We start from the raw sequence: 12074 nt of genomic DNA on the forward strand, positions 1-12074 counted from the left end.
TTTTCCTGCTGGGGTCTATTGCCGCGGGCGCGCAGCCTGCTCCTGTAAAGGGCCATAGCCAAACCATTTCAGCGGTGCGATAGGCGCTTTATAGAACTTTAATAAGGTTGAGTTGCAATTGCTATCTATTTGTCTGCTATATATAAAACAAATCCCTTTTCATTGGAGTATTAACTGGTTCAACAAACTAAAAATCAACTTATTAAACCTTTAACATCTGATGAAAAGCTTTTATGATTTCAATGCCGAAAGTCCGCAGGAGAGGCAGGAGCGGAACAGATTGTATCCCGAACTGGCCAGTTTTCATATTGCCCTGCGCGAGGAACTGAGCGAAGAAGAGTACCAGCAATTTTACAAAGCGGAGAAAGAAATTTCTCAGAAAAGAATGCCACTTAACCAAACCACCAGACATCAATGGATAACAGCTTAACAGGTTCGATCAGCACCTATTAAAAAGGGAAGTTACGTAAAGCAACTTCCCTTTTTTATGGTTATAGGTTAACGGTCATCTTCATCTGGGCGGTACTCCAGAATATCACCAGGCTGACAATTTAATGCTTCGCAAATGGCTTCGAGTGTAGAGAACCGGATGGCTTTGGCCTTACCGGTTTTAAGGATAGAAAGATTTGCCAGCGTCAGCCCTACCCGCTCCGACAGTTCGTTCAACGACATCTTACGGCGGGCCATCATCACATCCAGATTTACAACTATAGGCATTATATGGTAAGCTGCTCGGCTTCGTATAGTTTATTTCCTTCTTTAAAGATTTCGGCCAGTATAAATGCGCCAAGTGCAAAACTTAATGGTATAGGCTTGAGTGAAACGCTCATAAAGTAATTGCTTTCGATCTCGTACCATTTAAAAAAGGTAAGCAAAGCTATAGCCAAGCAGTAAAACCCTATTTTTCTGAACGCACTACAGTTATCACGCCTGAAGGTTTCCAGAATCTTAACTGATCCTATAATATTGGTTATTTGGTTAATGATTAATATCAGTAGTATAAAGTATCCGGCAGTTTGCACATAGTGTGTGTATAGGGATTGCTGATTTATTTGTGTGAGCTGGATCCACTCTTTATTATTAGAGTTGATCTTCGGATTGGTTGCATCAGGTGCAACCAGATAAGCATTATTTGCCCAGATATAGCTTGTATCGCCGGTTTTATCTATAACTATAGCTATATTTTTATACGTAGAGGGAGAGAAGTGCCAGTGTATTAACACGAAGGTCATGGCAGCAATTAAAAGTATAAAAATATACTTCAGTACATTGCTGATAAACAAGGCCGAGTTCAATAGTCTGTTCTTTTTCATAGCTGTATAGTTTAACCAAATATAGGGATCATAACTATAAAAGCAATAAAAAATTATTGAATTACGATAAATAAACAATAAGGTAACTATAGTTGCTGCATTACCAGTTCAGCGCCTTCCTCACCAACCAACGAGCCGATGGCAATGCCCATGCCGCTTAACCTTACCGAGCAGCTGATCCTTTCTGAAATTGGCTGAACTATAGTTGTTTTGGCTGGCCCCATGCCCATAATGCCGCTCCAGCGTTGTTCTACTTCGTAAGGCGTTTCGGGTAATATAACTTGTTGCAGCAGCTCATCCAATCGGTTTTGGATCAGGTCGGTCAGGGCAAATTCGGTGGTTTCTTCAGTAATAAAATCGAGATTGCGGGCGCCGCCGAACAGCACGCGGTTGCCAATGTTCCGGAAATAGTAATAGCCTCTATCGAAATGGAAAGTGCCTTTTAACCTGAGGCCAACTATAGGTTTGGTAATGAGTACTTGTGCGCGTGCCGGAACTACAGGCAGGTCTGGCAAAAGCTGTCTGGCAAAACCATTGGTGGCAACCAAAGCAGCGCGGGCTTTCAGGTTAACGCCTCTGTGGGTAGTGGCAACTATAGTTTTGCCATCGTCGTGCAGTTGCAGTACTTCCAGGTTGTTGAGGATAATCACGCCCAGCGACTGTACTTTTTGTGTCAGCGCCAGAATCATTTTACCGGTGTCTATCTGGCCTTCGGCGGTGCTTTCTATCAGGTGGCTGATGCCCTTAAAACCAAACACATCGATCTTTTCGTCGGCAGTCCGGTAAATGGCAGGTTCGCCAACTATAGTTTGCAGGTGCTTGTTCAGGTAGGGGAGTTGGGCGATGCTTTGCTCGTATAGTTCCTGCTGGGCGGGCTCAAACAATTCGTAGCCGCCCCAGCGGTTATAGTCTATCGTTGCATCGCCAAGGTTGCGGCGCAAACGTTGCAGGCCTTTCCAGCGGCGCTCCACCAGGCCGAAAACTTCGTCTTCGGTGTGGCGGGCCAGGTCTTCCAACAATTCAGTTGGGCTACCAAAGCAGGCGAATCCGGCATTTTTTGAGCTGGCGCCAGTGGGCAACAAACCGCGTTCCACCACCATTACTTTTAGCCTTGGCTGGGTGGTTTTTAAATGCAGTGCAGCATTCAGGCCAACTATGCCGCTGCCTACTACCAGCACATCTATGTTACTGAAATAGGTATCCTGCTCCCAGAAACTGAACTGCATGGGCTTAGTCTTCTCTGTAGTAAGGGTGGCTATAGTTACGGGCTTCGCTCTCTTCAATCAGTTCATAAGAGGTAAGCATGATTTCGCGCTCGCCGTTGTTCATGCCTTTCACAAATCTGCCATCCGGCGTTTCGTAAATGGCGTAGTTGTGGCGCCCGAACGGGTAAAGGTTGTTGCTCCTGATAATGGTTGCCTGTGTCAGCTCTACTTCCTGGCCGTCTGCGGTTCTGGCGATGTATTTACTTTTGTCCATTGCTGTTCTAAAATTTTGCTCAAGATAGCACTAATTTCATCTGCTCGGTGCATCACCATCAAATGTTCTCCTTTCGGAATTATGATCATATCGGGGCGTGGGCAACAAGGCAGTACGATGTCTGAAGTACCGTGGATCTGTATCAGACCAGGAATGGCTTGCTCCTGTTTCCAGTCCAGCAGGCGGCTCAACGACCAACGCAGAAATTTCTCATCGATCTCTAAGATTACCTCTTTCAGTAGTTTACGCTCCGGTTTGGTATGCGCCCCAAAAAAGAGCGGTGCCAGTGGGTGCACGGATTTCATTAAGCCAAAGGGCAGCCACTTTTGCAGCCTTGTTTTACCTAGTAATCTATAGTACCAGGGCAGGTCATAGTGCGTGGAAAGGCTGGAGATAATAATCGTGGCCTGCGGTTTCAGAATCTTGCTTAGCTCTATGGCAACCACCCCACCAAACGACAGGCCGACCAGTATCGGTTCCGGCTCGGTGATCTGGTCTATCAGGCGGTGCACATAAGACTGGAGCGACTCATCTATAGATAGGGGTTCTATCCAGTTAATCTGCTGCTGTGGCAGGTACTCCGGCAATTTCAGGAACTGAAACATGCGCCAATCGGCTCCTAACCCGCTGATAAAATATATTTTGCTCATCTATAAACTATAACCCTGCCAGCTATAACTTGTTCCAAAACTATAGTTGGCAGGGCTTTAAATTTTAGTTGGTAAGCGCAAGATCGGAGTTCAGGAACTGTAAGGCATCCTGCACAGTCTCTTCTGGCAGCTCTTCCATCGGTATGTGTCCGGCACCCGGGTATAGTTTAAGTTGCGCACCTTTTATGGTTTTCTGGAAATGTGCGGCATCGGTAGCCGGCACCCAGGCATCGGCTTCGCCCCAGAGTATAAAAGTTGGCGCTTGTACATGTGCCAGTTTATGTAGGTTGTCAACATCTACAGTATTCATGCGGGCAATAAACGCTTCGCGGTTACCTTCTCTTAACAACATAGCATGGCTCAAATCTATAGTCTGGTCAGTGAGCTTGCTATCGTCGCCGTATACTTCTTTCAGGCTTTTTTCAACTATAAACCGGGGTGTAATGTATTTGAGCGAGTGTTTCAGAACCGGTGTCTGCGCCATCAGGAATGGCATGGAAATGCTTTTGTCGTTGGCGTTGGTGACACCGGTTGGCGATATCAGGATCAGTTTCTGTACCCGCTCCGGATGATCTGCCGCAAAATCAAAAGCGATCTGTCCGCCTAAAGAGCTGCCGGCTATATGCGCCTTGTCAATGTTCAGGCTATCCATAAAGTGCAGGAGCAAATCAGCGTAATAAGCTATACTATAGGTATCGGTCTGGTTGCGGCCTGTTAGCCCGAAGCCGGGCAGGTCGAGACGCAGCACGCGGTAATTTTTACTAAGCTCTGTTGACCAGCCATCCCAGGTGTTAAGGGAGGCAGCCGTGCCATGGAGCAGGATAATCGGTGTGCCCCGGCCTTCGTCGCGATAGTGCAGGTTGGCGCCATCTATCGTTAAGTAGCGGGATGAGGGTGAACTATAGTTTGCCTGTAGCGCTTCTGCGGGAATGTCGGAGCGAATGAGGAAAGCTGTAGCAACCGCCAGTATGCCAACTGTAGCGGCCACCACATATATGGTCCTTAATTTCATAGTTTAGGTTAGAATAAGTGATTGGTGAATTTTGAATGAGTGAGTGATGTACTTCAATTCATTCAGTATCAAACTTAAAAATTTCTCACAATCTAACCTTCTAACTTCCCAACTTTCTAACTCACAAACTCTTAAACTCTTAAACTAACTATACTCTTGGTGTCCGGCGGGCTTCGATGGTGTGCAGCGCGTCTTTTTTCCAGATGGCCGACCAGCCACCGCCATATGTGCCTTCTATGTTGCCTTTTACAAAGCTCAGCCAAACTATAGCTGCTCCAATTACCATGTCGTTTATAATGACAGACATTTGATCATAACCTAATACCCACGGGGCAAGCAATAACCAGAAACCCAGCGGTATATTGTAAAGGCGTACCACACGCGTAGCTTCCCACCAGGCTATAATAGCAAACGACGCGACAACAGGTCCAACAATATGCGCGTTGTTCGAGATGGTTTTATCTTCTATGCCCAGTATAGCCGGCGAGGCCGTCAGCCAGATTCCCAGTAGTGCATTTATTACCTGTGCCCACATATTAAATTACTTTACCTTGTACTTCTTTATAACCCCAGAAAACTTTCCACAACGATATATTGGCGTCTTTTGCCCGTTTCATATATTGCAAACTGGCCAGCATTTCGTCCATGGCAGGGCCGATCATGATCACCGAGATTGCCGCCGTTACCAGACATAAAGTGCACCAGGCATCATACAGCACGGGCTGCAGTACCACCAGCAACACACTGATCATCCCTAACGGACCAACAAACACACCGAATAGCACCACGATCCAGGGCATGGTGCGCCAGCGACGTTTACCCCCAACAATGCCGGCAACGGCATCCATAAAATAACCAAAGGCACCCAATATGGCATCAGGCACAGGCAGAAGCTGTGAAGTAGGGGAGGTCAGGATCTTCTGGCTTCCGTTGCCAAAAAAAGGCTCCCAAACGGTAGGTACTACTTTTAACTGAAACAGGCCCAGGTACATGGCAATGGCAAAACCAACTATAGCCATGCCTACAATGGGGAGGCGCTGTGACCAACTAGCAGGGTTATAGCTCCAGCCAGGTGGTATCGCATCGGTGGTGTCGGTCATCGTTCTGTTTATTGTAATGTAGTAACTACGTGAGCCACAGCCCTGTGTTCGGAATTGCAGCTGCAGGTTTAAATGCAAAAGAGCCCGCTCTTTGCAAAGCGGGCTCTTTCGCCGGTATCAGGAAACCGGGGATACTATCGTGCAAACTTTTTACCGAAGAAATAATACACCGGTATGCCTAACCCAACTATAATAAGGCCCGGCCAGGTGTAAAGCGGTTTGTAAATAAGCAGGATGATACAGATAGCCGATGCCAGGATGACGTACATAGCCGGCAGCACCGGGTAGCCAAATGCCTTGTAAGGGCGTGGCAGGTCCGGCCGTTTGCTGCGCAGTATAAACACCCCGATAATGGTCAGGATGTAAAACAGCATGATGGCAAAAATTACGTAGTCGAGCAACTGATTGTAGGAACCGGACAGGCAAAGCATACAGGCCCAGATACACTGCAGCCATAAGGCCACGGCAGGTACACCATTCTTATTCAGCTGTCCCATCTTTTTAAAAAACAACCCGTCTTTGGCGATGGCATAATATACCCTGGCTCCGGAAAGGATAGCGCCATTGTTACAGCCAAACGTAGAGATCATGATCAGTAAGGCAATGGCAAAGGTAGCTTTTGGGCCGCCCACTATTTCGGCGACAGCGGTTGCCACGCGGTCGTTGCTGGCAAAGGTAATGCCCTGGCCGATGACATCGGTCGCTTCCGCACTTCCGTGCATGGGCAGTACCAGCAGGTATACCAGGTTTATAAGCAGGTAAATACCCGTAACCAGCGCCGATCCGATCACCATGCTTAAAACTATAGTTCGTTTCGGATTCACGATTTCATCCCCGGAAAAGCCGATGTTGTTCCAGGAGTCGGCAGAGAAAAGCGCGCCAACCATGGCAATACCGATGCCCGTGATAAGCGCTATACCGGTTGGGGGAAATACAGAAGAACCATCGGTGGCAGTCTGGGCTCCCCAGAAATCGGAGAAATTAGCCTGAATGGCTGTCTCGTTCACGCCGAAAAACAGACCAGCCAGTATCAGCCCGAACAGCGCGATCAGTTTGGTGCTGCCAAAGATGTTCTGGATGAGTTTGCCGCTTTTTACGCCCCTGGAGTTGATGTAGGTAAGGTAAATGATACTGACAATGGCCAGCAACTGCACCGTGCTAAAACGGAAGCTGCCTACTGTGAACAAAATATTATCATCTGAAAACCAGGGAAACACCACCCCTGTAAATTTGGCAAAAGCTACGCCTACGGCGGCAATTACACCGGTTTGTATTACCAGGAACAGTGCCCAGCCATACAGGAAAGCCACCAGTTTGTTATAGGCCTCTTTCAGGTACACGTACTGCCCGCCCACTTTCGGGAACATAGACGAGAGCTCGCCATAACTGATAGCACCAACTATAGTTAAGAACCCGGATACAGCCCAGACCAGCAGCATGTTGGCAGGCGTAACCACTGTGCGCGAAATATCGGCGGTAACTATAAAAATTCCTGACCCGATCATGCCGCCCGTCACGATCATGATCGCATCGAAGAGGGTGATCTCGCGCTTGAAGCCGCTGCTGGTGTCCTGTGCTTCGGTGGCAGATTGTTGTGTGGGGTGTTTCTTCATAAAAAATAAAAATGGCTGTAAAGATAGGGGATAATAAACTGAGCAGCTCACAGGATAAGAAATTGGGGACGAATCCGTCTAAAATTGCTATTTCAGCTTAAAATTTTCATCTGTTAGATCAGGCCGTTCACGGACAAAAACAAGTTGTTGGTATAAATTAGTAGTAAAGTATGCAACAGTAGCTTGCATTACATAGTACTGTATAATATCTTTGTATCATTCGTAACACACTTAACAAATACAGCCATGAAAATTATCGTTCTTTTATCCGCCTGTTTCGTTGGTTTTAATTTTGCCTGCCAGGATGCGGCATCTGTTGTAAAACCAGCTGCTCCAGCTACTGTAGTTATTTCTGACGTAGAAGAGCCTGTTGCAACTATAACTCTTGATACGGTAGTGATCGTAGGGGAGAGACCTGTATCCTTAGCCGGCTTATAGTAGCACGTATCTTATAAACCCGCCATATCCGGCAAACTATAGTCCCGTAGCAATACGCAGGGCATTGCCGGAAAACAGGGTTGAGGTGCTGGCCTTTCCGATTATATAAAGCTTTTGGGCGCAGCTGTACGTTGTGCCGGGCACAGGAAGGCCAGCCGCAGGTAATAAACTATAGTTACTTTGTTCTCTGCGGGTTTTGCAGGTCTACCCGTATGGCTTTGGCAGTTGTTTGCACCGGCATCGACTCCAATACTTCATTTCCGAACCACACTTCCACAAGCTGCCCCTGCTGCAGGTTAGCTGCTTTCAGGTGCTGGCCGTCCTTATCTTCTATCAGGGTATTTTTGTCTATGGTTATGCTGGCTTCCGGGTAACCGCTTGCCGTGGTGTCGGCTGCTCTAACGTGCAGTTGCGGCATATTTTCTCTCCCTTCTGAAATTTTTGTGATCGTTCCGTAAATGTCGGGCAGTGTATCGGGCATGCGCTTGGGTTCCTTGCCGCGGCAGCCTGCCAGCAGGAGCAAAGCAAGGCACAGGTTTATAGTTGCAAAACTGCGGGTCATGGGTATCGGTATAGTTGTAAAGTAAAGAGCACGCTAATTCAAGCGCTTTCGCATTTGTACTATATAAAAAGCCCCGGGTTTCGTCTGAGGAGAAACCCGGGGCTTTTTGTGAGGATCTTCTTGGTTAGGCTACGCGCAGTACGTGGTCGCCCAGTACGGCTTTGCGAATATTTTCTTCTGATTCGTAATAGGTCAGGAAATCGCTGCGGCGGCAGTTGGTGCGGTCCGGTTTGTGCATCAATACCACCTTGGCGCGCTGCCCTACTGTAATAAGGCCTATCCCTTTTTCGGCGCAGAGGCTCAGCAGGATATTTGCCAGTTGATTTTTGCGGAACACAAGGCTGCTTACTGATAAGCCGATCCAGTGTTCGTCGGCCGGGATGCTTCTTACGTTATCCAGTATTTTCTCAACCTGACGGATGTAGAATTTCTTTTGCAGGTACGAGTGCAGCATAAACGCAAGCGGGGCAACTATAACCGGGGCTACCAGCATTACCAGCAGGTTGTTTATGCTTTTGCCCAGCAGAAAACAGCCGGCAGCTACCAGCAGAGGCGTAACAAAACGCAGCAGGCCCAATCCCTGTTTTTTAAAGTTTACCAGCAGCGTTGTAAGGGCAGATGCCTGCTCCATGCTGACGCTGGCTACAAAAACCTCATTCAGATCTTTCTTAAAAACCAGGATACCATCAGCTTTGGCACCACGCCTTGTTTTTTCGGAATGGCTGACCAGGATGTTGGATAAAGAGCACTGTTGGGTGTAATGTTTTTTAAGATAGTCTGATGCAAAGTCTTCTATCTTAGCGTCATGCTGGTTTGCCATATAAAGTAAACTAACCGGAAGCAGGTTGTATATAGTTGTTGCTCTAAAGCAGGTATCAGGGCCTATACGTTCACCAGTTATCCTGTGTTCTCGAAATAGTAATCACAAAGTAATTAAAAAAATTCCAAAACTTCTTTGGGTACTACAAATATATATTCCGAAATATATTCATGCAATATTATGTACTATTTTATTTTTTGATTTAATGCTTCTAATATAAACGCAGTGTTTGGTACAGGATATGTTGTTAGAAGTGAAAAATATGATAAAATATTAAGAAGAGAACAAAGCAGGTTCTTAGCCCAGGTTTAAATTGTATTGTGCATAGTGTTATGTGGCTGTTGGTTTCTGCTTTCTGTCAGGTAAATAAAGGTTAAAATAAATAAAACCACTCAAAATGTTTAGCTTTACCTTACTAACTATAGCTGCTCCGTTATACGCTATACCTATTGCGATTTGAACTATGATATCTTTCTGTAGAACTATACGCTGGTGTGCGCCAATTATTTTATTGCTTTTCGCCAGCTTACAAACTAAGGCCCAGGCGCCGGAAGCAAAATCATCGGCAGACATCCTGCATGAGCTTAAAAAGCTGAATGTGCTTGGCTCCGTATTATACATTGCCGCTCACCCCGACGATGAAAATACCCGCCTGATAACTTACCTCAGTAACGAGAAACTATACAACACCGGCTACCTGTCTATTACGCGCGGCGATGGCGGCCAGAACCTGATCGGCCCGGAAATAAGCAAAGACTTAGGCATTATCAGAACGCAGGAGCTGTTGCAGGCCCGCCGCACCGATGGGGGAGTGCAGTTCTTTACCCGCGCCAACGACTTTGGATACTCTAAAAATGCCAACGAGACTTTTAATATCTGGGACAAAGAGCAGGTACTGGCTGATATGGTGTGGGTGATCCGCAAGTTCAGACCGGATGTGATGATCACGCGCTTCCCGCCGGACGAGCGTGCCGGGCACGGGCAACACACCGCCTCCGCCATTTTAGCTGAAGAAGCCTTTACTGCAGCCGCTGATCCAAAACGCTTTCCGGAGCAACTAAAGTACGTGCAGGTTTGGCAACCGAAGCGTTTACTCTGGAACACGGGTGTGTGGTCTTTTGGCAGCCAGGCCGAATTTGATAAATATGTAGATAAGCTGCTGAAAGTAGATGTGGGTGGTTATAATCCGTTGCTGGGCGAATCGCATGGTGAGATAGCCGCCGCCAGCCGCAGCATGCACAAAAGCCAGGGTTTTGGCGCATCGGCTTCTCGCGGTACATCATTAGAATACCTGCAGCACACCAAAGGCGATAAAGCTGAAAAAGAATTGCTGGAAGGCGTAAATACCACCTGGGCTCGCGTAAAAGGTGGCGACAAAGTAGAAAAACTCATCCAGAAGGCCATTGACACCTTTAAGCCAACCGAGCCTGCAACTATAGTCCCGACCCTGCTTGCTGCCCGAAAAGAACTACAGAAACTACCAGACAGCCACTGGAAAAATCTGAAAACGGAAGCTATAAATAAGCTGATACAGGATGCGACGGGCTTGTACCTGGAAGTTGCCGCGTCTGATTTCTCTGCTGCACCCGGGCAGTCGCTGGCTTTTAACATTGAGGCTATAAACCGTTCGGCTACACCGGTAACTATAAATGCCATCAACTATAGTTTCGCCAAAAAAGATACCACACTGCAGCATCAGCTCAAATCCAACGAACCGGTAAAGTATAGTGCAACTATAAAACTGCCGGCAACAATGACTTACGCACAACCTTACTGGCTGCGCAAGCCGGGCACATTGGGTATGTTTGCTGTGGATGGGTTTGAAAATATCGGCAAGCCTGAGAATGATCCTGCTGCTGAAGTAACGTTTAACTTAACTATAGCCGGCGAGCCGCTGCAGGTAGCAGTTCCTATTGTTTACAAACGCACCGACCCGGTGGATGGCGAAGTATACCGTCCGTTTATAGTTACGCCACCTGTTTTTGTAAATATAGCCGAAGGCGTTTACATGTTTGCCGACCAGGAACCGAAGCAGGTAAATGTGCGCGTAAAGGCTGGCAAAGCAACTATAGCTGGCAAGGTAGCGCTGCAATTACCAAAAGGCTGGAAAGCGGAGCCTGCAACTATAGCCTTCGACCTGAAAACCAAAGGAGCAGAGCAGAACGCCGTTTTTACTGTAACGCCACCTAAAAACCAGAGCGAAGTTGAACTGAAAGCCGTAGCCACAATAGACGGCCAGAACTATAGCCAGAGCCTGAACGAAATCAACTATAGCCACATTCCGGCGCAAACTACTTTCCCGGATGCGATGGCCAAAATAGTGAAGCTGGACCTGAAAAAGAACGGTGAAAAGATAGGCTATGTGATGGGTGCCGGCGACGACATCCCGACCAGTCTGCGCCAGATCGGTTACGATGTGACCATGCTCCGAGACAGCGACATGCGCCTGAACTACCTGCAGCAATTTGATGCCATTATATTAGGTGTGCGTGCTTACAATACCGTCGACAGGCTAAAGCATCATCAGTCAACTTTACTGGAATACGTGAAAAATGGCGGCAACCTGATTGTGCAGTACAACACCAACCACGCGCTGGTGCTGCCAAATGTAGGGCCTTATCCGTTAAAATTATCCCGCGACAGAGTTACCGTAGAAGATGCTGAAGTACGTTTCCTGAAGCCAAACCACCCGGTGCTGAACACACCAAACAAGATCACCAAAAAAGATTTTGAAGGCTGGGCGCAGGAGCGCGGCCTGTACTTCCCGAACGAGTGGAGCACGGAATACGAAGCTATCCTGTCATCGAACGACCCTGGTGAGCCTGCCCGCGATGGCGGTTTGCTGGTAGCCAAATACGGCAAAGGCAACTATATCTATACCGGATATTCCTGGTTTAGAGAGTTGCCGGCTGGTGTGCCGGGTGCGTACCGCCTGTTCGTAAACCTGATCTCGCTGGGCAAACACGACGGCTCCGGAAATGCTGCTAAATCGAGTGTAAAATAGACAAAAGACTTTTAGACAATGGACAAAAGACTGTAGCTATAGTTGTGTCCTTTGTCTATTGTCACAAATCCTTTGTCAAAACA

At 47.4% G+C, this 12074-nt stretch carries 14 protein-coding genes; 3 read left to right on the forward strand and 11 right to left on the reverse strand.

Annotated elements, in window-relative coordinates; all coding sequences use genetic code 11:
* Nucleotides 1-220 precede the first annotated feature (220 nt).
* Nucleotides 221-430, forward strand: coding sequence for a hypothetical protein (locus tag H7F15_RS07925; RefSeq protein ID WP_185196438.1), 210 nt, complete (start codon nt 221-223; stop codon nt 428-430).
* 68 nt (nt 431-498) lie between these two features.
* Here the strand turns inward: H7F15_RS07925 and H7F15_RS07930 are convergent, their stop codons facing one another.
* The 9 genes from H7F15_RS07930 to H7F15_RS07970 all read right to left on the reverse strand — a co-directional run bounded on the left by H7F15_RS07930 (nt 499) and on the right by H7F15_RS07970 (nt 7167).
* On the reverse strand, nt 499-717 hold the full coding sequence (locus tag H7F15_RS07930) for a helix-turn-helix transcriptional regulator (RefSeq protein WP_185196439.1): 219 nt from the start codon (nt 715-717) through the stop codon (nt 499-501).
* Nucleotides 717-1313 (reverse strand): DUF2975 domain-containing protein, encoded by a 597-nt coding sequence (locus H7F15_RS07935; RefSeq protein ID WP_185196440.1) that lies wholly within the window; start codon nt 1311-1313, stop codon nt 717-719. The genes H7F15_RS07930 and H7F15_RS07935 overlap by 1 nt, the downstream gene beginning before the upstream one ends.
* Before the next feature lie 86 nt (nt 1314-1399).
* A complete protein-coding gene (locus H7F15_RS07940) occupies nt 1400-2596 on the reverse strand; it encodes an FAD-binding oxidoreductase (RefSeq protein ID WP_255481141.1) in 1197 nt (398 codons plus the stop codon).
* Nucleotides 2544-2792, reverse strand: coding sequence for a hypothetical protein (locus H7F15_RS07945; protein WP_185196441.1), 249 nt, complete (start codon nt 2790-2792; stop codon nt 2544-2546). Before H7F15_RS07945 ends, H7F15_RS07940 begins: the two co-directional genes overlap by 53 nt.
* A complete protein-coding gene (locus H7F15_RS07950; protein WP_185196442.1) occupies nt 2744-3442 on the reverse strand; it encodes an alpha/beta hydrolase in 699 nt (232 codons plus the stop codon). Before H7F15_RS07950 ends, H7F15_RS07945 begins: the two co-directional genes overlap by 49 nt.
* Before the next feature lie 64 nt (nt 3443-3506).
* The gene (locus tag H7F15_RS07955; RefSeq protein WP_185196443.1) at nt 3507-4454 is read right to left on the reverse strand and encodes an alpha/beta fold hydrolase; all 948 of its coding nucleotides are present in this window, start codon (nt 4452-4454) and stop codon (nt 3507-3509) included.
* A gap of 148 nt (nt 4455-4602) precedes the next feature.
* Nucleotides 4603-4989 (reverse strand): SPW repeat protein, encoded by a 387-nt coding sequence (locus H7F15_RS07960; protein ID WP_185196444.1) that lies wholly within the window; start codon nt 4987-4989, stop codon nt 4603-4605.
* 1 nt (nt 4990) lies between these two features.
* A complete protein-coding gene (locus H7F15_RS07965) occupies nt 4991-5632 on the reverse strand; it encodes a vitamin K epoxide reductase family protein (protein ID WP_255481142.1) in 642 nt (213 codons plus the stop codon).
* A 56-nt stretch (nt 5633-5688) separates the two neighbouring features.
* Nucleotides 5689-7167, reverse strand: coding sequence for an APC family permease (locus H7F15_RS07970; RefSeq protein ID WP_185196445.1), 1479 nt, complete (start codon nt 7165-7167; stop codon nt 5689-5691).
* 246 nt (nt 7168-7413) lie between these two features.
* Here H7F15_RS07970 and H7F15_RS07975 point away from each other — a divergent pair, with 246 nt between their 5' ends.
* Nucleotides 7414-7605: a hypothetical protein gene (locus H7F15_RS07975; RefSeq protein ID WP_185196446.1), complete on the forward strand. Its 192-nt coding sequence runs from the start codon at nt 7414-7416 to the stop codon at nt 7603-7605.
* Between the two features lie 175 nt (nt 7606-7780).
* On the opposite strand, the gene H7F15_RS07980 is transcribed toward H7F15_RS07975, so the two are convergent.
* Both H7F15_RS07980 and H7F15_RS07985 read right to left on the reverse strand, forming a co-directional pair.
* Nucleotides 7781-8167 carry a DUF3221 domain-containing protein gene (locus H7F15_RS07980; RefSeq protein WP_185196447.1) on the reverse strand — a complete coding sequence of 129 codons (387 nt, stop codon included), beginning with the start codon at nt 8165-8167 and terminating at the stop codon, nt 7781-7783.
* A gap of 124 nt (nt 8168-8291) precedes the next feature.
* Entirely contained in the window at nt 8292-8987 is a 696-nt protein-coding gene (locus H7F15_RS07985) for a hypothetical protein (RefSeq protein WP_185196448.1), read from the reverse strand.
* A 463-nt stretch (nt 8988-9450) separates the two neighbouring features.
* Between H7F15_RS07985 and H7F15_RS07990 the strand changes: the two genes are divergently transcribed.
* Nucleotides 9451-11991: a PIG-L family deacetylase gene (locus H7F15_RS07990; protein ID WP_185196449.1), complete on the forward strand. Its 2541-nt coding sequence runs from the start codon at nt 9451-9453 to the stop codon at nt 11989-11991.
* The last annotated feature ends 83 nt before the right edge of the window (nt 11992-12074 follow it).

The organism is Pontibacter sp. Tf4 (assembly GCF_014212495.1).
GTDB lineage: Bacteria > Bacteroidota > Bacteroidia > Cytophagales > Hymenobacteraceae > Pontibacter.